This is a genomic window from Dyella sp. 2HG41-7 (assembly GCF_021390675.1).
Taxonomy (GTDB): domain Bacteria; phylum Pseudomonadota; class Gammaproteobacteria; order Xanthomonadales; family Rhodanobacteraceae; genus Dyella_B.
Genome location: NZ_JAJEJV010000004.1, coordinates 2065661 through 2084619 on the forward strand (window position 1 = coordinate 2065661; position 18959 = coordinate 2084619).

At 61.3% G+C, this 18959-nt stretch carries 30 protein-coding genes; 29 read left to right on the forward strand and 1 reads right to left on the reverse strand.

The window, feature by feature from the left end; translation table 11 throughout:
* Positions 1-359: 359 nt before the first annotated feature.
* The 10 genes from L0U79_RS10490 (at position 360) to L0U79_RS10535 (ending at position 9358) form a co-directional block, all read left to right on the forward strand.
* Positions 360-2318, forward strand: a complete 1959-nt coding sequence (locus tag L0U79_RS10490) for a peptidase M61 (RefSeq protein WP_233842223.1) — start codon at positions 360-362, stop codon at positions 2316-2318.
* A 206-nt stretch (positions 2319-2524) separates the two neighbouring features.
* Positions 2525-3874 (forward strand): site-specific integrase, encoded by a 1350-nt coding sequence (locus tag L0U79_RS10495; RefSeq protein ID WP_233842224.1) that lies wholly within the window; start codon positions 2525-2527, stop codon positions 3872-3874.
* 231 nt (positions 3875-4105) lie between these two features.
* The gene (locus L0U79_RS10500) at positions 4106-4456 is read left to right on the forward strand and encodes a hypothetical protein (protein WP_233842225.1); all 351 of its coding nucleotides are present in this window, start codon (positions 4106-4108) and stop codon (positions 4454-4456) included.
* 170 nt (positions 4457-4626) lie between these two features.
* The gene (locus L0U79_RS10505; RefSeq protein WP_233842226.1) at positions 4627-5157 is read left to right on the forward strand and encodes a hypothetical protein; all 531 of its coding nucleotides are present in this window, start codon (positions 4627-4629) and stop codon (positions 5155-5157) included.
* Complete coding sequence (locus L0U79_RS10510) at positions 5154-5432, forward strand: hypothetical protein (RefSeq protein ID WP_233842227.1); 279 nt, start codon at positions 5154-5156, stop codon at positions 5430-5432. Before L0U79_RS10505 ends, L0U79_RS10510 begins: the two co-directional genes overlap by 4 nt.
* 299 nt (positions 5433-5731) lie before the next feature.
* Positions 5732-5935 carry a ribbon-helix-helix protein, CopG family gene (locus tag L0U79_RS10515; RefSeq protein ID WP_233842228.1) on the forward strand — a complete coding sequence of 68 codons (204 nt, stop codon included), beginning with the start codon at positions 5732-5734 and terminating at the stop codon, positions 5933-5935.
* A gap of 62 nt (positions 5936-5997) precedes the next feature.
* Positions 5998-7770 carry a DUF5906 domain-containing protein gene (locus tag L0U79_RS10520; protein WP_233842229.1) on the forward strand — a complete coding sequence of 591 codons (1773 nt, stop codon included), beginning with the start codon at positions 5998-6000 and terminating at the stop codon, positions 7768-7770.
* Positions 7771-8356: 586 nt separating this feature from the next.
* Positions 8357-8566 (forward strand): hypothetical protein, encoded by a 210-nt coding sequence (locus L0U79_RS10525; RefSeq protein ID WP_233842230.1) that lies wholly within the window; start codon positions 8357-8359, stop codon positions 8564-8566.
* 36 nt (positions 8567-8602) lie between these two features.
* Positions 8603-8941: a hypothetical protein gene (locus L0U79_RS10530; RefSeq protein ID WP_233842231.1), complete on the forward strand. Its 339-nt coding sequence runs from the start codon at positions 8603-8605 to the stop codon at positions 8939-8941.
* Positions 8942-9043: 102 nt separating this feature from the next.
* Entirely contained in the window at positions 9044-9358 is a 315-nt protein-coding gene (locus L0U79_RS10535) for a hypothetical protein (protein WP_233842232.1), read from the forward strand.
* 248 nt (positions 9359-9606) lie between these two features.
* Here the strand turns inward: L0U79_RS10535 and L0U79_RS10540 are convergent, their stop codons facing one another.
* Positions 9607-9909: a hypothetical protein gene (locus tag L0U79_RS10540; protein WP_233842233.1), complete on the reverse strand. Its 303-nt coding sequence runs from the start codon at positions 9907-9909 to the stop codon at positions 9607-9609.
* Positions 9910-10144: 235 nt separating this feature from the next.
* Between L0U79_RS10540 and L0U79_RS10545 the strand changes: the two genes are divergently transcribed.
* The 19 genes from L0U79_RS10545 to L0U79_RS10635 all read left to right on the forward strand — a co-directional run bounded on the left by L0U79_RS10545 (position 10145) and on the right by L0U79_RS10635 (position 18921).
* Positions 10145-10804, forward strand: coding sequence for a hypothetical protein (locus L0U79_RS10545; RefSeq protein WP_233842234.1), 660 nt, complete (start codon positions 10145-10147; stop codon positions 10802-10804).
* A 313-nt stretch (positions 10805-11117) separates the two neighbouring features.
* Positions 11118-11786, forward strand: a complete 669-nt coding sequence (locus L0U79_RS10550) for a hypothetical protein (RefSeq protein WP_233842235.1) — start codon at positions 11118-11120, stop codon at positions 11784-11786.
* A gap of 57 nt (positions 11787-11843) precedes the next feature.
* Complete coding sequence (locus L0U79_RS10555) at positions 11844-12179, forward strand: hypothetical protein (RefSeq protein WP_233842236.1); 336 nt, start codon at positions 11844-11846, stop codon at positions 12177-12179.
* 251 nt (positions 12180-12430) lie between these two features.
* A complete protein-coding gene (locus L0U79_RS10560) occupies positions 12431-12673 on the forward strand; it encodes a hypothetical protein (protein WP_233842237.1) in 243 nt (80 codons plus the stop codon).
* 13 nt (positions 12674-12686) lie between these two features.
* Positions 12687-12956, forward strand: a complete 270-nt coding sequence (locus tag L0U79_RS10565; RefSeq protein ID WP_233842238.1) for a hypothetical protein — start codon at positions 12687-12689, stop codon at positions 12954-12956.
* A gap of 3 nt (positions 12957-12959) precedes the next feature.
* Positions 12960-13280 (forward strand): hypothetical protein, encoded by a 321-nt coding sequence (locus L0U79_RS10570; protein ID WP_233842239.1) that lies wholly within the window; start codon positions 12960-12962, stop codon positions 13278-13280.
* A 105-nt stretch (positions 13281-13385) separates the two neighbouring features.
* Complete coding sequence (locus L0U79_RS10575) at positions 13386-13850, forward strand: hypothetical protein (protein WP_233842240.1); 465 nt, start codon at positions 13386-13388, stop codon at positions 13848-13850.
* A 14-nt stretch (positions 13851-13864) separates the two neighbouring features.
* A complete protein-coding gene (locus tag L0U79_RS10580; RefSeq protein ID WP_233842241.1) occupies positions 13865-14053 on the forward strand; it encodes a hypothetical protein in 189 nt (62 codons plus the stop codon).
* Between the two features lie 19 nt (positions 14054-14072).
* Positions 14073-14555 (forward strand): hypothetical protein, encoded by a 483-nt coding sequence (locus L0U79_RS10585; RefSeq protein ID WP_233842242.1) that lies wholly within the window; start codon positions 14073-14075, stop codon positions 14553-14555.
* A gap of 98 nt (positions 14556-14653) precedes the next feature.
* Complete coding sequence (locus L0U79_RS10590) at positions 14654-15277, forward strand: AAA family ATPase (protein WP_233842243.1); 624 nt, start codon at positions 14654-14656, stop codon at positions 15275-15277.
* A 56-nt stretch (positions 15278-15333) separates the two neighbouring features.
* Positions 15334-15909, forward strand: coding sequence for a hypothetical protein (locus L0U79_RS10595; protein WP_233842244.1), 576 nt, complete (start codon positions 15334-15336; stop codon positions 15907-15909).
* 299 nt (positions 15910-16208) lie between these two features.
* Positions 16209-16442, forward strand: a complete 234-nt coding sequence (locus L0U79_RS10600) for a hypothetical protein (RefSeq protein WP_233842245.1) — start codon at positions 16209-16211, stop codon at positions 16440-16442.
* A gap of 86 nt (positions 16443-16528) precedes the next feature.
* A complete protein-coding gene (locus L0U79_RS10605; RefSeq protein ID WP_233842246.1) occupies positions 16529-16840 on the forward strand; it encodes a hypothetical protein in 312 nt (103 codons plus the stop codon).
* 10 nt (positions 16841-16850) lie between these two features.
* Positions 16851-17237 carry a hypothetical protein gene (locus tag L0U79_RS10610; protein ID WP_233842247.1) on the forward strand — a complete coding sequence of 129 codons (387 nt, stop codon included), beginning with the start codon at positions 16851-16853 and terminating at the stop codon, positions 17235-17237.
* Positions 17234-17428, forward strand: a complete 195-nt coding sequence (locus tag L0U79_RS10615) for a hypothetical protein (protein ID WP_233842248.1) — start codon at positions 17234-17236, stop codon at positions 17426-17428. Before L0U79_RS10610 ends, L0U79_RS10615 begins: the two co-directional genes overlap by 4 nt.
* Positions 17429-17494: 66 nt before the next feature.
* Positions 17495-17635, forward strand: coding sequence for a hypothetical protein (locus L0U79_RS10620; RefSeq protein ID WP_233842249.1), 141 nt, complete (start codon positions 17495-17497; stop codon positions 17633-17635).
* Positions 17632-18042 (forward strand): hypothetical protein, encoded by a 411-nt coding sequence (locus tag L0U79_RS10625; RefSeq protein WP_233842250.1) that lies wholly within the window; start codon positions 17632-17634, stop codon positions 18040-18042. Before L0U79_RS10620 ends, L0U79_RS10625 begins: the two co-directional genes overlap by 4 nt.
* A 108-nt stretch (positions 18043-18150) precedes the next feature.
* A complete protein-coding gene (locus L0U79_RS10630; protein ID WP_233842251.1) occupies positions 18151-18444 on the forward strand; it encodes a hypothetical protein in 294 nt (97 codons plus the stop codon).
* Positions 18445-18522: 78 nt separating this feature from the next.
* The gene (locus L0U79_RS10635) at positions 18523-18921 is read left to right on the forward strand and encodes a hypothetical protein (protein WP_233842252.1); all 399 of its coding nucleotides are present in this window, start codon (positions 18523-18525) and stop codon (positions 18919-18921) included.
* The last annotated feature ends 38 nt before the right edge of the window (positions 18922-18959 follow it).

The following is an 18959-nucleotide window of genomic DNA, read 5'->3' on the forward strand; positions in this document are numbered from 1 at the left end:
GTGCGATTTGAAGGATGTAACCCATTGGTTTGGACGTGCTCGTTTGCAGGGTTTCGGTCCCCATGGGGTCAAGCGAATTTCGGCTGATTATCTGGAACGATTCGCAGCGACAATATGTCTGTGCAATGTCGCGCGATATTTAAAATCGTTCGTTATTGCAAGAGGTTCGATATAGCTTGGATGATGCGGAGCGCAAATGAATCATTATTTTCTATTAGTGTCGCGGCGCATATCGGCATTTGATTTTTAGGTCGCCGGCATAGCTAGTGGAACGCGCGTATACCTGTGCACACGCATTCCCTGTCAGGCACGTGAAATGCTAAGTTGAGCGACTGACCACTCGATTGCCGGAGCCCTTCATGTCTCGTGTCACCCCCGTCGCTGCCGCCGTTGCCATGCATCGCAGGTTTTCGCGCCTTGCTTTGGCCGTAGCGATAGCGCTCTCTGCCGGAGGGGCTGCTGCGCAACAGACGCACGCAGACAACGTGCCGCCGCCGCAAGACACGCCATATCCCGGCACCGTGACGCTGCATGTCGACGCCAATGACACCGCGCAAGGCATCTTTCGCGTCAAGGAAACGATTCCGGTGAAGGCGGGCGCGTTGACGCTGCTGTATCCGCAGTGGATTCCCGGCGACCACTCGCCGACCGGTCCGATCAACATGCTTGCCGGCCTCACGCTCAGCGCCAACGGTAAACCGCTGGCGTGGAAGCGCGACGAGTACAACGTGTATGCGTTCCATATCGACGTGCCTGCAGATGTTTCCAGCATCGATGCGTCGTTCCAATACGTGTCCGGTCGTAGCGATAGCGAAGGCTTCGAGATGACCGATCGCATGATGGACATGGAATGGAGCAAGGTGGCGCTCTATCCGGCAGGCTATTTTTCGCGCGGCATCACGTTCGCGCCGAGCGTCACATTGCCTCATGGCTGGCAGCTCGGCACGGCGTTGGAAACGTCCTCGCAATCGGGCGATACCACCACCTTCAAGCCCGTGACGTTCAACAACCTGGTCGATTCGCCGATTTACGCAGGCGAATACTTCAAGCGTGTCGACCTCAATCCCGGCGGCGATGCGCCGGTGCATCTGGATATTGTTGCGGACGCGCCGAAATATCTGGAGATGACGCCCGAGCAGCTTAAGGTGCACCGCGGTCTGGTCACGCAGGCCGTGAAACTGTTCGGCTCGCATCATTACGATCATTACGACTTTTTGTTTTCGCTCTCGGATCAGTTGAGCGGCAACGGTACGGAACATCATCAATCCAGCGAAAACGGTCTGGGCGCCGACTACTTCACTGCGTGGAACGAAGGTGCGCCCGACCGCGACTTGCTACCGCACGAATACACGCATTCGTGGAACGGCAAGTTCCGTCGCCCCGCCGATTTGTGGACGCCCAATTTCAACGTGCCGATGGGCGACTCATTGTTATGGGTCTACGAAGGGCAGACGCAATACTGGGGCTTTATTTTGACCGCGCGTTCCGGCATGTGGTCGGCGCAGCAATTCCGGGATGCGTTGGCGATGGTGGCGGCCAACTACGACCGCAATCGCGAAGGTTTCCAGTGGCGCACGCTGGAAGACACGACCAACGATCCGACCGCCGCACGTCGTTCGAGTTTGCCGTACCGCAGCTGGCAGATGAGCGAGGAGTACTACAGCGGCGGACAGATGATGTGGCTCGAGGTGGACGCCAAGCTACGCGCGCTGACGCACGACCGCAAATCGCTGGACGATTTTGCGCATGCGTTCTTTGGTGTCGACAATGGCAGCTACGTCACGAAGACCTATAACTTCGATGAGGTGGTGTCGACGCTCAACGGTGTGGCTCCCTACGACTGGGCGAGTTTCTTGCGCGCACGCGTCCAAACGCTCAACCCGCCGCTACTGAACGGTATCTCCGGCACCGGCTGGAAGCTTGTCTATACCGATAAGGAAAGCGACTACGAGAAGGATTACAACAGCCGCCCGCAATCGTCGCGGCATTTGTATAACTTCGCCTGGTCGATCGGCTTGACGATGACCGACAAAGGACAAGTCAACGACGTGCGCTGGAATGGTCCGGCATTCAAGGCCGGCGTCAGCACCGGCGCGACGCTGATGGCGGTGAATGGCAAGGATTATTCAAGCGATGCGCTCAAAGCTGCGATTACCGCCGCGAAGGGTGGCAAGGAGCCGATCCAATTGCTGTTGAAATATCAGGGCGGCTATCGCACGGTATCGGTCGACTATCACGACGGCCTGCAATACCCGCACTTGGTGCGCGTGGAAGGGACGCCCGATTACTTGAGCGAAATCATCGCGCCGCGCAAGTAGTTCGATGCGCGTTCGTAAATGTGCTAGACGATGAAAACAAAATCGGCGCGCCATGTGACATGGTGCGCCGATATGTCGAATGAGTGGTGGAGCGGAGGAGGATCGAACTCCCGACCTCTGCATTGCGAAGGAGGTGACAGGCGAGCAAAATAGCGGCCTGCCGGCCCTTGTGGGCCAAATTTGGGCCAAGGCCCGAAGGGAAACGCATGGCACGCAAGTCCGAATTGCCCCCCGGCCTGGAAGACCGCAAGCCCTCCAACGTGATCCGGGCTCGCCTGCGACAGCAGGACGCCAAGGGGGAAGTGCAGAACCTCAGGGCCTCTTTTCCCTACAACGAGGACGTGGCGGCCAGTCACCCCCAGTCTCGCACCAGCGCGATCGTTGCGGCGAAGGCGTGGCTAGAAGAACAGCGCCGCGCCCTCCGCTTCGATGGCACCCCCGTGGGCTCCCGTCTGCAAGACCAGACCCTGGGCGGGTGGGTGCAGCGCTACATCGATGAAGCCGAGGAAGCGATGGTGGAACTGGCCGCGATGGCCCAAGCCAAAGCCGACGGCCAGCCTCGCGCCGCGAAGCGGCCCATTCCGGCCCACGCTCGAAAGAAAGGAATCGCCCAGGAATGCACCGTGCTGCGTTCTTACCTGCGCGAGTTCCCCAAGCTGATGGCCCGGGCGCCCGATCAGGTGACCCGTGAGCACCTGGATCAGGTCCGGGACTGGCTGCGCTATGAGCGCACCTACCGCGATGGCACGCCGGCCACCGTGAAGCCCGCCTCGATCAATCGCAACATGGACATCTTGTCAGCGGTCTACAACACCGCGCGCAAGGATCGAAACTGGAACTTCGACGTGGCCAACCCGATTAAGGGCCTGCCGAAGCTCAAAGCCGAGACCGCAAAGGAGCAGCCCCGCAAGGGTGAGCTAGTGACCAACGCCGAACTCACTCAGATCTTGGCCAAGATCCCCGAGGCCAGCCTGGAAACCCGGTGCTGTATTTGCTTTCTCCGATGGAGTGGAGGTCGTCGCAGTGAGGCCCTGCGTCTCGACTGGTCCGACGTGGATTTCGACAAGGAGATTCCAGAGGTCACCTTCCGCGACACGAAGGATCCGCTGGGCCGTCAACGCCAACGCACCATCCCTCTCAACAGGCATGCGGTCCAGGCGCTCTACGAACTCCTGGCCGGCAAACCCAAGCCGGCGAAGGGGCGGGTGTTCCCGCTCGCCAAGGACACCCCAACGCAGGCTTTCATCCGCGGCCGCGATCGCGCTGGCATCCACAAGCGCCTCCACGACATGCGCCACACGCGCACCACCGAAGTCACCAGTGACTTGCCTGTGCACGAGGCCCAGCAGATCACGGGCCACCTCGATGCGCGCATGCTGATGCACTACTACCACCCCGACGCCCAGCACCTGGGCGCCAAGCTCGAAAAGGCCGACGCCGAACGCGCCGCGGCGGCTGTCAACAAGCAGGTGGGCGACAAGGGCCTGCTGACCCTCACCCCCGAGCAGCTCACGGCGATGATCACCAAGGCTGTCGCCGACGCGCTGAAAGGATAAACGGCGAGTAAATCCTCGCCGTTTTCGCGCACCGTCGCACCCGTCGGCGCCCGTGGGCTGGGCGTCGGAACAGCGCCCGCTGCAGTCGGAAATAGTCGGAAGTCGCTTCGCGGAATCGGCGCTACGGCGCCGTTTTGCATTTGGGCCTGGCGCTGTCGGAAGTTCCGGCTCCAAGGACCCCACGTGACTCACCGCATGCCGCGGTGGGCGCGAAGGGGCCAGGAGACCCACATGAGCACGGAAATCCAACCCTTCCTCCGCGTCATGCTCGATGCCAACTTCGCTCACGTGCCCCAGCACGAAATCGAAGCCCTGAAAGCCATGGCTTGGGACTCGGACGTCCGCATTGGCAACTTCCATGGGCAAGTCACCTGGGGTGAGTTCAACGCGCTGGTGCACCTCAGCGTCGGCTTGGAACTGGATGCCACGCAAGAAGAGATCGACGCGGCATGGGACCAGGAGCTGGAAGGCGTCAGCGAGGGCTTGGCAGGCCTGATCCGCATGGCGATCGCCCATGGCGCCGAGTGGCTCAACCTCGACCAGGACGGGCAGCGCTACGACCTGCCGATCTATGACAGGTGACCTGTTGAAAGAAATGCAGCAAGTGAAGCTTCCTTAGTTAGTAGCGACGTCCACCTCTGCATCTCTCAACGCGCCCAGGGCGTTGAGCCTCTAAACCCTCCCAGAAACCGATCCCCCAACACTGCCGCGCGCGGTGACGGGGAAGTCATGCCCAAACACAAGGAAATCCCATGAACATCACCCCTCGCATCGCCCTCCGCCGGTTCGCCGCTGACGTCTGGAACGAAATCCTGACGCACGCCCCGCGCCTCGAACTGGAAGTGGACAACCCCGGTTGCCTCAGCACGGTCCTGGGCTTCCTGCGCCGGTATCAAAACCAGCTTCCCGGTGCGTGGTTCGTCGTCACCATCGTCACGCCGACGCTGCTGATGATCGAGCAGCCGAAGGAACAGCCCACCAATCCCATGACGGGCAAGCCCTGCGCGATCCGCGTGAACGCGGCCACGACCGTCAATGAAACCGGCGTCGTGGAAGAGCTGGCCCAGGTGGCCACGACGTTTCCCGAACACCTGACCCGGGCGGCCTTCCGCGCGTTCCTGCGCGAGCAGTTCGGCGCACATGTGTTGAAGCACCGCCGCAAGCTCCGCGCCCTGGGCCTCGATTACGAAGCCATGCGCAACCTGGCCTTGGGCCTGTTCGACAAGAGTGCCGCGAGCTTGGAACAGCAGGCGCTGCGCGTGCTGACGGGAGAAGTGGCATGAAGCGGTCCGCTATTTACGGCTACATCGTCGAAAGTAAGGAAGAGATTTTCTGGATGGAGCGCGATGCCAAGACAGCTCTGAAAATCATGCAAGCCCTGGAGTGTTTCACAGGCGATTTCTTCGGGGTCTGCCCGGCTGAACGCCGCTTGTGCGTGGACTGGCGGACCCTGGGGGGTGTGGGCGGCTGGAAAGTCGAAGAGCGCCTAGTCAAGGGCAAGGTGATGGAAATCGCCGTGGTGGACGAGGACGGCAACAAGGATGCGGATGACCAGTGATGGTTCGGTCACAGTAAAAAATCCCCGGCCGGTTGCACCCAGCCGGGGCTCTGTCCAAACCACGATGGTGAGGTTGATGAGGCCTCACACCTTCACCTTACCGTTCATTCGCCCGTTCGCAATCGAACTGGACGTCCGATTTTCTAGGTTTCTGCATCCCTCGAAAAACGTTGCACGACAACGCTTTTGAAGGGATTTCGGGCGACGAAGGAACACATGGGGAAGGGAAGTGGGGTTGCGCGATCGAGGGGCAGGACTAGAACAAATAACACGCAGATAAATCAACGCCGGAGAAAGAAATGACCCTCACCGCCAAGACCCCACGACGTCCCCGCGGTCGCCCGGTTGTGGGCACGCGCAAGGACTTTCCGATCCACGGATTGATTGATGAAGACACCCGAAAGGGTGTTGAGGCGCTGATTGCGCGGCGCCAGGAAACCCAGTCCGGGTTCGTGCGTCGCGCGGTGCGGGAGTTGCTCGAACGCGAAATGCAAGCCGCTTAAAAGAAGAAAGCCAGCCCTGGCAGGCCGGCTTTCGGATGTCCCCACTTCGAAAGGAACACAAGATGTCTACCCAAGATCATATCCAGGATGCGCCTGGAGTCAACACCATCGCTGACGATGTGCCATTCATCGTCGGCAGGGGTGGAAAAGTCACATCCATGGACGAGCACCGCGCCGCGCGCGAGCAGGCCAAGGCGGAACCGGCCTTGGATCCGGCTGAGATCACCTCGGATCCTGCGCTGCAAGAAATCATCCGCCTGGGCATGAAATCCTGGGATCGCCAGGAGCGCCGCAAAGCCAAGAAGGAAGGCGGTGGCGAGGGCGGTGGCCAATCCGCCACCAGCAACGACGACTCGTTGCAGTTGCGCTACGCCCGCCACTTCTTTGTGAACGAAGACATCCGCATTGGCGGCAGCCTCGACGGTGGGCGCAGCGTCTATGTGTGGGACGGGCGCGAGGATCGGTGGGTCGTGCAGAACGACGACCAGGCCCGTTCCCACGCGACGCGGTGGTTGTCGAACAACGCGGGGCAGAAGACAGACGCCGATTTGGCAAAGAAGTGCTTGAAGACAGCGCTCGACCTGTATGCCGATGACACCGCCAAGCGGATGCCTGAGCGTGACTCCCGCCACCCCATCCTGCCTGTGATCGGGGCTTACTTGCGCATCGGCGACGATGGCCTGATCCGAGCCAGTCGCCCGAGCATGCAGGCCGGCGTGACTCATCGCGTGCCAGCGAAGCTGGACTGGTCACGGGTGGATCCCGAAACGGGGATCTACACGCCGCGACCGCTGCCGGCGGACAGTCGCATGGCTGAGTATCTGAACCTGTTTGTGCCCAACAAAGATGTGCAAAACCTGCTGCAGGAGGCGGTGGGCAGCAGCCTGATGCCTGGCGCGGGCTGGCACAAAGCCTTCGGCCTGATCGGGGGCAGCCAGTCTCAGTTCGAGGACGGCAGCAATGGCAAGAGCACGTTGCTGAAATTCCTGAAAGCGTTGCACCCGGCGAACATTTCCTTGGACCTTGAAATCCTGCACAAGGCCGCGGATCAAATCGCGGACCTGGAAGGGAAGACGCTGGCCCTTTCCACGGAGACGCCCGATCACCTGGGCAAACAATCGGAGCAGCGTTTCAAGGCGATTTCCGCGGGCGATTGCATCCGGGGGCGTGGCCTGTATCAGAGCGCCCGCTACTTTGAGCCTGAATGCCAGATCTGGTTTGCCAAAAACGGCGGCGCGCTCAAGCTGCACGACCGCAGCCCAGCGATGCAAGAGCGCATCATCTACTTCCCTTTCAACGTCCGCATTCCGCGCAACAGCGACAAGGAGATCAAGAACTTCTCAAGCCTGGTCACTGATGATCCGGTCCAGCTTTCTTTCTTGCTGGATTGGGCACTGGCTGGGGTGGCCCGGCTGTGCCGCAACGGCAAGCGGTTCTCCGTAAAGCCGGCCTGCATGCAAGCGGCCGATGAAGTGCAGCGAATGGAGACGGATCCGACCTACGCCTGGCTGGTGGACAGTGGCATTGCCGCGTCGCCCAGTCGGGAAACGGCGAAATCCTCGCTCTACCAGGCCTACAAGCGAGCCCTGCTGGACGGGGAGTATTACCCCCTCAGTGAAGCCGCTTTCTGGCGCACGGCCCGCGGCTTTGTCGAGTCCCGTGGCGGCAAGTTCCAGGAACGGCAACCCTCCGCCCCGCGCCACCTGCCGCGTCCGGGTCGCACATGCAACCTGGTGATCCAGGGGGTGCCGGATCAGGATTACCGGTGGAACGTCCAGCCGGCGGATGCCATGCCCCAGGATGTGGCGGATCAGGTGGCCGAACCCCTGTTCTGATCCCTCAGCAGTCAGCATCCAAAGAAGCGCCCGGCTCAGGCCGGGTTTCTTTTTGCCCGTTGCACAAGTGGAACCCCCGTTGCACAAGTGGTTGCACAACCGGTTTTGAGGGCACCTGTGCAACCGAAACCCTTGTGGCACAAGGCCTAGCGGGGGTGTTGCACAGGAGAACAGGTGAAACAGACCACAAACATTTTTGCAGGAGATTGTTCTCTTCCACCGGTCAAGAACGACCCTCTCTTAGGTGAATATTTTCCAGAATAGTTTTTTGACCTGTTCTACTTGTTCTCTTGTGCAACGGCCTTGAAACCCTTGTGGGACAAGGGTTCCGGTTGCACAAGTGGTTGCACAAGTGGAAGGGTTTGCTTGTGCAACGAGGTTAGGGAGGAGCTGAGGAACCGCTTCGCGGTGAAGCCAAGAGCGCCGAGGGGAAGGCAGGATGAAAACCCGTCGCGGCGCGACCAGTGGTTTTGTCCAAGCCGTGTCCAGGCCCTTGGACAAACGCTGCGGCTTGAAACCATCCCCAAGGGTCGACGGATCCCTCGCTGGGTTTAGACTTCACCCGGCAAGCAACGGGGGATGCCAGGTGAACAAGACCAGCAAGATCCAGGTGATCGGCGGCATCGTTTGCCTCGCCATGGCGCTTTACTTTGGCCTCAACGCCACGCGCCGGGTGCCCAGCGACGTCTACGGCAACGAACGGGCGGCGGTCACTGACTGGGGCCGGGTCGCCCTGACGCTGGTTTTCGGTTTCGCAGGCGTGGGCGCACTCTGGGCCGGCATGCGCAAAAGCTAGGACCGCACACCCAACACCGGAACAGGGGATAGATCCATGAAGATCCGCGCACTGATCGCCGCGGCGCTGATGCTGCCAGGTCTGGCGAGCGCACAGCAAAGTCCAGCCCCGCCTTCCGTCACCGCCCAGGTGGCCAGGTGCGAGGAAGTGGGCAAGATGATCGCCACCATCGTCCGGGCGCGGGACCAGGGTGTCCCGATGAGTGGGGTTTTACAGAGCCTGCAGCAGGCATCCGGCCACGCACCGGACATGAACGATCCGGCTGATCGTGCCGTCGTGCAGTATGTGGCCGCCCTCTACACCGAACACGACACACCGGAAGCTTCCCAGCAGCGTTACACCAACGGCTGCATCCAGGGCGTCACCAAGGGCTGAGGCCGATTTCGCTTCAAAATCGTGTCGCCCGCTTGAATCGTCCTGAGCCCAGGCGCATCTTCACCTTGCAGGTGCAAGGGGAATCCGTTGGGGAAATCGAGTATGAAATCGCAAGACGAACGAGCGTTGGGCACGGCGGGTGCCCTCCATCAAATGTCCTATCGGGACGATCTGGTCCACGAGCTGGACGAGCACAGCGCCAATACCTTGATGGCTCGGGCCTTCGAGGAAGGCGGTGTGAACTATCCGCGCTGGAAAGTCGAAATCCTGGTCGAGGGCTTCAATCACCTCCTTCAGGGGCGTTGCGACCTGGAAGGCACGCACAAGCGCGCCATGGCCAAGGCTCGCGCCGCATCCGCCGAGATGCTGCGGCAGGTTCTGGCCGGCGAAACCCAGGGGGCACCCGAACACGCATGAGCGCCGTGGGGTCAGTGCAATGAAGCCGGGGCGACCCGGCTTTTTTGTGGGCGTTTGCCGTCCTGGCCGCTTCGCGGCATGTCGGCAGAGGCGCAGAGGGGAAGAGCAGGGCTGGGGGCGATGCTCGGCAGGGCCTCGCCTGGCGCGCCCCTGGTGAATTACTGTCCGGTACCGTTTCGACCCGTTTAGAAATTAGCCAGGGGAGGGCAGGAGTAAACGGCCTCACCCAACGACCGTCGATGCCTAGATCAGGAATTGGGCGCGAGCAAATAGGTCGCCAGTAGGGTGGCCAGGGCGATAGCCAAAGTGAGCCACATCACGCGAAGGGACCTTTTACCAACCGTCAGCGACTGGTTGGCGACGGTGAGCGATTGGTTGGCCACCCGCAGCGATTCACTGGCAGCCTTCGCGGCTTCCGCCTCCCGCGAAACCCGGATGCCTTCGAGCCATTCCATGGCCTTTTCGACCTGGTGGGGCGTCCAGCCATTTGAAGGCAGCGCAAGAAGGGTCTTGACCCTCACCTCACCGAGCCCGTCGAAGTCCACGGGCACACTCTTTCCTTCGTCATCCCGATTTGTCATTCCATTTCCCCTTGTCCGAGCTCCGCATCCTGCCCGGTGGCCCTGGGCCGATCAAGTTTGAAACCGGTGGGGTGTAGGAAAACGACCACGCCAAACGGGTGTCGATGCCTTCACCGGGCACTCTTGCGCATCTCGAAGATCGGCCTAAGTTGGACTCAAGACGTGATCGAAAGATCACATGAAATCCAGCCGATGGAGAAGAAGCATGATCAGTGACCGACTTGCCGCAGAAATTGCCACCGACATCTCAGCTATCAATAGCGGTGCCCTGACACGCCGAGATTTAACCGAAGCGTTGACCGATCGTGGGCTGCTCCATGATCAAGATGCACGCGCATCCGTTAAACGCATCCATGCGCTGAAAACGGCCCGGTGGGCGCACCGAACCTTGGATCCGTTGTTGCTGGCCGCCTCCTATCGCCAGACGAAAGCCCAACGTTTGCGTGAAGAGCGGCGGCGCCAAGCCGACACCGATGCCTATCTGGCCCTGCCCATCGCCGCACACTGGCGCTCAGATCGGCGGGCGGCCGTGGCCAAGGCCACCTTCGATCAGGATTGGGCCCTGGATGAGGCCATCGCCGCCACCTTGGAGGCTGTGACGCGACTGGCACGGAAGTGGGGGTTTGAGCGTCGGCATACCTCACGGAGTTCGGGCCAGGCGGACAGCCGCTACCTGGTGCTGCCAGGCGTGGGGGAGGTTCGCATCAGTGACCATGAGATCCCGGTCTACGGTGAGCGTGCTTTTCGTTATGAGCAAAACGGTGGCCCAGGGTGGGGTGAAGTGATCATCCAGCGCAAGGAGCTCGCTTGGAGCCCAGTCCGTTGGCGGCGCGAACTCATCCTGCGTGCAGCAGGGCGGCGGTGAGGATGAACACCACGAAGCGCCGTCAACGGTGGCACCTGTGGACGATCCGCGGCGTCCCCTACTACTTGAACACCCAGCGCCACCGACGCGCGATGAAATGGGGGTGGGAGGACTACGTCTTTTCAGGCCAATCCGTGCTGGCATCGGAGCGGCCAGTTGCCACCAGAGCATCCATGGGTGGGATGTAGGAAAACTCGCACGCAAAGTGTGGTCGATGTCAGCGGTTTTAGGTCTTGCGCAACTCGAAAATCGGCCTACGTTGAACTTATACCGTGATCGAACGATCACGCCTAACCCCGCCAGGAGAATGACCATGTCTACCGATTCCCGCTTTGAAGTCTATGTTGACGGATACGAGTTCAACGATGTTGACCTGTCCGAAGCGAACAGCGCTTATGAGGCCTGGGATCAGGTGACAGACTGGCTCCTGGAAAACTCAGAGGAGCAGCTTGACGAAGTGCAAACCAAGACCATCGGTTTTGATGTGTCAGTGACCGACTTGGATGACGACAGCGAGTTCAATCAGGACATTTACGTCCATCCCGATGAACCGTCGGATGCCGATGGCGATTGGGAATACCTCGGCCGTCTCAACAACATTGAATATCGCGTGTGCGATTCGTCGAACGGTGAGGACCGCTGGTATTGGATTGAAGACGAGAACAACCCGGCAGACTTCGGCGGCCAGGCCAACCGGACTTACACCCAGGACACTTCCATGATCCCGGACGAGTTCGTGGTGGAAGACGAGGCCCGTTTCACGATCGAAATCGACGGTGAGGAAGTGGACGAGCGTGAAGTGTGCCGCTGGGAAGGCATCGCCGACCTGGACGATATCGAAGACGCCGACGCGATGCTGGATGCCGTCTTTGAATACCTCTCGCAGGGGCATCGCGGCAACGAAGACGGGACCCGTGTCGAAATCACCGTGGAATCCAACGAGGAGGACGAGGACACGGCTGAGGGATCGTTTGAGTTTTGAACCACAATGACCGTAAGGGGTGGCGACACCCCACCCACCACTTCCAGGAGCCCCGCCATGTCCACGATCACCTTTGAATACCTTGCCGACCTGACCCAACGTGCCTGGCGCTTTGCTCAGCACGAATGGCCCTTGCTCCCCGGTGGGCCCATGCCCGTGTTCGAGTTGAAGACGAAGGCCGACAGCAAGAACCAGGGCATCGGCTACTCGATGTCCGAGATGCAGGACCTGGACCATGACGACGTGATGTTCCGCGTCCTCCACGAAGTGAGTGTTTTTGCCACCCTCTTGCGCGGGGCGGATCCGAAGCAGGTGGAGGCGACCTTTGACACCCTGGTGGCCCGCATCAATGAAGCCACGGAGGCGGAAGCTGGCCAGGCCACGAAGCACTGAACACCCGAGAGACCCAGAGCAAACGCCAGGATGGGAAGAGCAGGGATGGGCAGGGCTCGGCAACGCCTCGCTTGTCGTGCCCTCACACCCTGAAAAGGATCGACGTCGTCACACCTCACACGTAGGAAAAGGATGACGTCACGTGTCTTGAAAGTCAGCGGGTTGTAGGTCTTGCGGGTCTCGAAAATCGGCCTACGTTGGAATCATGAAGTGATCGAACGATCACGCCGAACCCCGCCAGGAGAATGACCATGCAAGGCACCTACACCAAACTCAAAGATGGAAGCTGGGGCGTCTGGATCAACCAGGCCGCCACCGACATTCAGCCAGGCGACGTGGTTTTTGTCCTGCCCAAGAACGGCGGCGTCAAGCACGAAATCGTCCGCCATGTGCTGTGGTCCGGCGAGGATCGGACCCTGTGTGCAATCGAGACCGGCAACCGCAAGCGCCTCATGACCGTGCTGCGTAACGGCTGCTCCTACGGTCACATCTGAGGGAGAACCCGCCATGAACACCTCGATCAACAACCTGGAAAACTACTGTGCTGCGGCCAAATCGGGCCGATGCACCAGTGGTCAAGAGCGAGGTCAAGGGTCAGTGCTGCATGCGGTTCCTCGCGGCACGATCTTGACCACCACCCAATCTGACGCCAAAGCATTGTGTGGCGCGAAGCCGGGCGCGCGAAGTGCCGGGTGGTCTTCCACGCCGCGGCCGATCGACCAAGTGACCTGCCCGCGGTGTCTAAATGCGATCGCAAAACTGGCCTTGGAGGGCTGAATCATGGACCGCACTTACATCACCACCGCCGACGGTCACGAGCTCCCCATGGGCTCGGACCGCAACCCCGCCGCCGCCCTCCATTTCGCCCAGGTGCGCACCACCAGCACCGGTGCCCAAGTGTGGGAGTGCCGCACGATCCAGGGCCGCCACCTCGCCTTGCGCCTGACCTTCACCAGCCGGTTCACCGATGAGCACGTGCGCCGCACGGGGTGCCCGATGGGTGAGCTGCTCTACAAGCAGATGTGCAAGCAGGAAGAGGTGGCCGCCTGGGAAGAAGAATTGGCCACCATTGGCTGGCACTCGCACGCCGCCGTGGCCTAACCCCAAAGCCCGATCGATATGCCCTTGCGCATCACGAAAATCGGCTTAGCGTAAATCTAGGTGTGATCTAACGATCACGAACAACAACCCATAAGGAACCCCGACATGTCCATCCGCACTTCCATCACCGCCTTAGCTCTCACCTTGGTTTCCCTGTCCGTGTGTGCGACCCCGAGCAGGGAGGGCGTTTCCAATCAAGCCAGCGACACCCTGGCGTTGATCCAGCAGGTTCGCGCGTCCCATCCCAAGGGCAATTTCACCGACATCGATCACCCCGTGAGCAAGTCCTACGCATGGGGGCAAGTGAATTTTGTAGGCCTGAAGAGAATGGGAAACACTCAAAGCCTCGCCGTCCAGACTGCCTACCTCCCCGCGGGCGCCGCTTGCATTCACTACGTGCAGGCCATCTCTGCTGCCGCGCCCGTGACGGATGCTTTCGTGACCGACCCCACCTCCCGCTTCGGCACGGGCGTTCGCGTTTTCTCGAACGGGCACCTCGATCCCGTGCTCCTGGACCGGGCGTGTCGCAAGCCTTCATCCCCCGTCTTCATCGACTTTGACATTTCCTGAAACCGGAGCCCGCCATGTATCACGCCTTCAACCCCCGCCCGATCCCCGCCGGCCTGCAGAACATGCCCAGCCAAGTGGCCCTCGAAGCCTACGCCATGCTCACGCGTGAAGAGCGCGCCCTGGAATACGTGGACCGGGACGCATGGTGGGCCGCCTTTCACGCCCACGCGCTGACCCTGATGGCCCGCTACGGCCTGAACTAACCCCTCCCGGAGAACCCCCATGAACCCCGCCACCGAACACCTCTTCGACGCCATCACCGACGCCAACCCAGCCGGCGTCCGCCTCGCCCTGGCCGAAGGCGCCGACGTCAACGCGCGCCATCCCCTGGGCCAGCTCACGCCGCTGCATCTCGTGTGTTGGATGCACGGGAAGCGCACCTATCGATCCTTCCACCGCTCGCCCGAGACCGAGCTGATCACCGAACTCCTGCTGGCCGCCGGTGCGGATCCCACCGCCCGCGATGGCATGGGCGCCCTGGCCAAGCGCGCTGGGATGAATTCGAGCTGCCACATGCCGGCGGCCTGGTGCGAAGGCGGTGACGTGCCCCGGTGCCTGGTGCAGCGCATGGCCGAGCTCACCGCCGCGCAACGGTGGCCTGAGCCGGAAACGGATGGCACAGCCAATCCGGCAAACAACGGAAAAGTGGGCTCTTACGTGGGCCGCAACATCTACCGCAAGGATCGCTACCGGGTCGCCGCTTGACTCCAGGCGGAAAGGGAATAGTGTCCAGCGTGCAGCAGTGATCTAACGACCACGGCAAACACAGTGACCTAACCACCCCTACAGCGAAGGAGCAACCTGTGACGCACACGATCCATGTGCACGGCCGCAAAGGCGGATCCACCAAAACCCTCACCACCCTCACGCTCGCCGGTGCCCTTGCCTCCCTGGGCGCCGACGTGCTGGTGGTGGACCTCGACCCGAACGGTGCCGACGGCGGAAGTTTGCGCTGGGCCTCTCTGGCGCACGCCAATGGTCGGCAGCCCGCGTTCACCGTGTGCCCGGCCCTCCCGCGCAGGGTAGAGGCGGACGTGGTGATCTTCGACCATCCGCCGGGGCAGCCCAGCCGGTTGCCGGAGGGCTTGATCGTGATTCCTACATCCTTGGATCCAGGCAATGTCATTTCGGCGATGAGGCTTCAGGCGCAGTTGGCTAAGCGGAAGCCTGCGCCCATCGTGGTGGCCAGCCGCGTGCGCCTCGATCGTGCGGAGCCCCGGAAGATGCTGGCGCAGCTCGAAGGCGTCCACGCCGTCCGGGATCGGGCGATCTACCCGACGAGCTACGGCGCGGGACAGACGATCTACGACATGTCCGGGCCGCATGCCGAAGCCGCACGCCAGGAGCATTTGCCGGTGGTGCAGCAGGTGTTGGCCGCCCTGGGGAACCCGACCTTTGCGCCGGTCCAGGCAGGAGGGGTATCGTGAACCAGAGGTCAGAAGGTATCTTGTCGCCATCCCAACCCGCTTGGATGGCCGAAGCTGTGAAGATCAATCGTGACGAAAATGGACGCCGGAAGCCACGAAAGGCGAACCAGGAGGCGCGGCAGAGTGTTCAGGGCCAAACCTTCAAGTTCGAGGAAATCACTGGCAACGGCAGCGTGTTCATGGGTGCCGAAATCCGCGCGGATGCCCGAGGCACCCAGGTGGCCTTCCACCCCGAGCTGGCGAAGCGGCTCAAGGACGTCACGCACAACGTCAACTGGTCCACGGCGCCGATGGCCTTGGCGGATTACGCGATGGACCAGTTGAAAGGCAAGCGCGTCACGTTTGTCGCCCGGGACGCAGACAAGGGCACGGGGCCGCTGGTCACTTATACGCTCGCAGACACCCGGGGCACGCGCATTGTGATGGAAGGCAAGATGCCCGTGTGTGGCAATGAAGGCCGGCGCCGTGTGGCGGTTCCCCTCGACGTTCGCCGTCGCATCGAAGCGGCCATCGATGACACTTTGCCATTCAGTCATGCCGTGATGGCGTTGACGTGCTGGGCGCTGGATGACTTGAAACGGCGCAAGAAGACGCTGGTGGTGCCCAAGCGTGAAGGTGAAGAGGAAGCGTGAACAAAGAGCCGGGGCAACCCGGCTTTTTTGTGCGCGATTGAAAACCAGGTCGCTGCGCGGCTGATCCCAAGAGCAAAGGCGCAGACGGGAAGAGCAGGGCGCATGGCTCGGCAAGGCCTCGCCTGGGGCGCGCCAGTTGAAAAACATCGATAGAACGAAGGGGCCGGGTTGTAGGAAAACACCCACGCAACGCGTTGTCGATTTCAGTAGTTGTAGGTCTTGCGCATCTCGAAAATCGGCCTACGTTGGAATCATGAAGTGATCGTTCGATCACGCCTAATCCAACCGAGGAGATACCCATGAGCAACTATTTTTCCAGCGCCTCCGACGCCGCTTCTTTCATGAGCAAGCTGTTGCGCAACGACTATTTCCAGGACTTCTCGGCCCAAGACCGCGTCGAGGATCCGGATGGGATCTATGCGATTGAAGCAGAGATGCCGCACTGGGGCGAAATGGAGCGCGAGGCATTCGGGTTGTTTGCTGAAGCCACCCCTGCCGAGCGCGCCGAGCTTTTCGAGACCTGGGGTAACTGAGCAACAAGGGCGCCAGAACCCCCTGGCGCCTTCCCCCTCGCACCACCCGCAAGACCCCCCACACCCAGCACCAAGAGGACCCCGCCATGACCACCTCGACCTACACCACCCCCATCTACGACACCGCCCCTGGCGGCCACTCCCTCTTCGAGACTTTCCTTGTCATCGTGCTGCTGGCCATGCTCAGCGCCGGGGCTTGGTATGTCTTTGGCCAGATGCCGGCTTACGGTGGCCAGCCGACGCCACCGCCGGTGAACACGCTAGTCATGGCCCCCGCACCTGCGCCGCTGTGCTTCGACCGCACGCGTGAGCAAGTCATCGCCCAAGGTGCCGAGGCGGGTTGCCCGACGGACCCGATGGCCTATCACCCGGCCACCCTGCGCGCCAACCAGGGTTGAGGAGGGTGGCATGCACAAGACCCAAACCTACTTGGAAGCCCTCACGGCCTGGGAGCACGGCGAACGCGCCTACCCACCGGTCTATCCAGACCTCAACGCTTTGCCCGTGGACTACCTGGCGCCCCGATTGATCGGTGCCTTGCGCAAACGCCAGGTGCGGTTTCTCCGCGAAAATGGCATGCCGTCCAAAGAGGCCTTTGACCTGGCCGGCGAACTCTACCCGGACAACCCGGTGTTGTTGGCCATGGCTGCCCGCGACCAGGCGGACCGCTACCGCATCGTCCGGGAGCATGTGCACCAGACCGACGCCAGCGCATACGACCTGGAACAGATCGACAAGCTCAACAAGTGGCCCGTCAGCTTCGGCCTGGGCGTCTACGTCGGGGGTGTCCAATGATCGCCGGACATCCGGTTCGGCTGCCGGACGGAACCTGGGGCGCCTGCATCAACGGAGTCGATGACGTGCAACCCAATGATCGCGTGGCCATGACCTCTGCACGAGGGGAGACCTGGACCGCCGCGGTCACGGACGTCATCGAGAGCTACCGCGGCACCTTCCTGGTGAAAGTGCGACGGTTGGCCCCTTGACGATTGTGAACTTCGGCCTAGCTTGAAAATAACTGTGATCGAACGACCCCTGTAAGGAGCCCCGCCATGCACCTGCAACCCATCGACCCGCATTCCATGCTTAAACCCATCCTGGTGATGGCTCTGATGTGCTGGGGGCTTCTGACCGTCGCGCTCACCGATCACCCGCACCCCCATCCAATCCCCGTGGCTCAGGAGGCCCAGTGAAAACCCAGAAGCTCAACCCATCCCAAGTGCGCGCCGCCCTCCTGGCTGGTGAACACGACGTCACCATTGCTCGCGCCCAAGGGGTGACCCGACAGCGCATCAGCCAACTTCGGCACGAATGGGGCATCCCATCCCACCGGGCCCCGATCGACGTAAAGGTTGTGCGCCCGCTGGTCATGAAGGGCCTGGGAGATTGCGAAATCGGGCGACGGTTGGGTGTCACGGATAACCGAGTGCGCCACCTCCGGCACACCCACGGCTGGCCCACGGCCATCCGGATCCGGGAGCAGCAGGTCCGTGCCGCCTCACAGCATCACGTCACCCAGCGAGAGATTGCGGAACGCGTGGGCCTGTCGGAAGCCACCGTGGGCGACATCCGGCGACGGTTGGGGTTGAGCGACGTTTAAAAAGTGGGACAGCGGTCATCTTGACGACCTCGAAGATCGGCCTAGCGTTTCAGTAAGACTGTGATCTAACGATCACGTAAATCGAAAAATCCACATCGGAGACCCGCCGTGACAAACAAGATCGTCGTTCTGAAAGACCAACGCACTCCCGTTGAAGGGACCCCTTATGTCATAGACGAATTTCAGGCTTTGGTTGCCCAGGACGGCATGGGCACCCTGGCCGCTGATTTCCAGCCCATGAAAGCTCACCTGACCAGCAAGACCGCACCACTGTTTCCGATGCCGGACTCGATCCCGGAGCGCAAAGTCATCATCGACCAAGCCCTGAGCATCCTGCGCGGACTGCGCGCCCGCGATGCCGAGAGTGCGGCGACGCTGGCCAACGAAGTCTTGGGCTACTGATCCCGCACAACCCTCACCCTCGGTGGGCATCGATTTCATCGCCCACTGATCCCTCAAACACAACCAAGGAGCAACCCCATGAATATCTATGCAGAAGCGGGCATCTATCTGTCCGTCGTCATGATCGGAATGCCAGCCTACTTTTATTCAATGAATGTTCTGCTCAACTCCCTGGACGACCGCCGGCAGGCAAAACGCCAAGCCAAGCTCAATGCCCAAATGGCCCGTGTGGCAGCTCGTATCAAGACACATGTGGTGGCCATCCCTCACACCCCCATCGAGCCGCCCCACAGCATCTGGGATGAGTGGTCGGAAATCGTGATCGCCTTGGCCAAGCGTGAAGGGTTGCCCCTGAACACGTTTGAGGAGTGCCGAGAAGCCGTGGCCCTCTGGCAACCGCACCTGGATGAAGGCCTGGGCCAGTCGGTGGCGGCCACCATGGCTTACCGGTTGAAACACTTGCGACTGGTCGCCTGACCCCGCTGTAACTCGCCGGAGGCGGATCCAACCCGCCA

What these genes read in the sequence shown, in the direction of transcription:
- L0U79_RS10490 (WP_233842223.1), top strand. Translation starts at nt 360, where the DNA reads ATGTCTCGTGTCACCCCCGTCGCTGCCGCCGTTGCCATGCATCGCAGG.
- L0U79_RS10495 (WP_233842224.1), top strand. Translation starts at nt 2,525, where the DNA reads ATGGCACGCAAGTCCGAATTGCCCCCCGGCCTGGAAGACCGCAAGCCC.
- L0U79_RS10500 (WP_233842225.1), top strand. Translation starts at nt 4,106, where the DNA reads ATGAGCACGGAAATCCAACCCTTCCTCCGCGTCATGCTCGATGCCAAC.
- L0U79_RS10505 (WP_233842226.1), top strand. Translation starts at nt 4,627, where the DNA reads ATGAACATCACCCCTCGCATCGCCCTCCGCCGGTTCGCCGCTGACGTC.
- L0U79_RS10510 (WP_233842227.1), top strand. Translation starts at nt 5,154, where the DNA reads ATGAAGCGGTCCGCTATTTACGGCTACATCGTCGAAAGTAAGGAAGAG.
- L0U79_RS10515 (WP_233842228.1), top strand. Translation starts at nt 5,732, where the DNA reads ATGACCCTCACCGCCAAGACCCCACGACGTCCCCGCGGTCGCCCGGTT.
- L0U79_RS10520 (WP_233842229.1), top strand. Translation starts at nt 5,998, where the DNA reads ATGTCTACCCAAGATCATATCCAGGATGCGCCTGGAGTCAACACCATC.
- L0U79_RS10530 (WP_233842231.1), top strand. Translation starts at nt 8,603, where the DNA reads ATGAAGATCCGCGCACTGATCGCCGCGGCGCTGATGCTGCCAGGTCTG.
- L0U79_RS10535 (WP_233842232.1), top strand. Translation starts at nt 9,044, where the DNA reads ATGAAATCGCAAGACGAACGAGCGTTGGGCACGGCGGGTGCCCTCCAT.
- L0U79_RS10545 (WP_233842234.1), top strand. Translation starts at nt 10,145, where the DNA reads ATGATCAGTGACCGACTTGCCGCAGAAATTGCCACCGACATCTCAGCT.
- L0U79_RS10550 (WP_233842235.1), top strand. Translation starts at nt 11,118, where the DNA reads ATGTCTACCGATTCCCGCTTTGAAGTCTATGTTGACGGATACGAGTTC.
- L0U79_RS10555 (WP_233842236.1), top strand. Translation starts at nt 11,844, where the DNA reads ATGTCCACGATCACCTTTGAATACCTTGCCGACCTGACCCAACGTGCC.
- L0U79_RS10560 (WP_233842237.1), top strand. Translation starts at nt 12,431, where the DNA reads ATGCAAGGCACCTACACCAAACTCAAAGATGGAAGCTGGGGCGTCTGG.
- L0U79_RS10565 (WP_233842238.1), top strand. Translation starts at nt 12,687, where the DNA reads ATGAACACCTCGATCAACAACCTGGAAAACTACTGTGCTGCGGCCAAA.
- L0U79_RS10570 (WP_233842239.1), top strand. Translation starts at nt 12,960, where the DNA reads ATGGACCGCACTTACATCACCACCGCCGACGGTCACGAGCTCCCCATG.
- L0U79_RS10575 (WP_233842240.1), top strand. Translation starts at nt 13,386, where the DNA reads ATGTCCATCCGCACTTCCATCACCGCCTTAGCTCTCACCTTGGTTTCC.
- L0U79_RS10580 (WP_233842241.1), top strand. Translation starts at nt 13,865, where the DNA reads ATGTATCACGCCTTCAACCCCCGCCCGATCCCCGCCGGCCTGCAGAAC.
- L0U79_RS10585 (WP_233842242.1), top strand. Translation starts at nt 14,073, where the DNA reads ATGAACCCCGCCACCGAACACCTCTTCGACGCCATCACCGACGCCAAC.
- L0U79_RS10600 (WP_233842245.1), top strand. Translation starts at nt 16,209, where the DNA reads ATGAGCAACTATTTTTCCAGCGCCTCCGACGCCGCTTCTTTCATGAGC.
- L0U79_RS10605 (WP_233842246.1), top strand. Translation starts at nt 16,529, where the DNA reads ATGACCACCTCGACCTACACCACCCCCATCTACGACACCGCCCCTGGC.
- L0U79_RS10610 (WP_233842247.1), top strand. Translation starts at nt 16,851, where the DNA reads ATGCACAAGACCCAAACCTACTTGGAAGCCCTCACGGCCTGGGAGCAC.
- L0U79_RS10615 (WP_233842248.1), top strand. Translation starts at nt 17,234, where the DNA reads ATGATCGCCGGACATCCGGTTCGGCTGCCGGACGGAACCTGGGGCGCC.
- L0U79_RS10620 (WP_233842249.1), top strand. Translation starts at nt 17,495, where the DNA reads ATGCACCTGCAACCCATCGACCCGCATTCCATGCTTAAACCCATCCTG.
- L0U79_RS10635 (WP_233842252.1), top strand. Translation starts at nt 18,523, where the DNA reads ATGAATATCTATGCAGAAGCGGGCATCTATCTGTCCGTCGTCATGATC.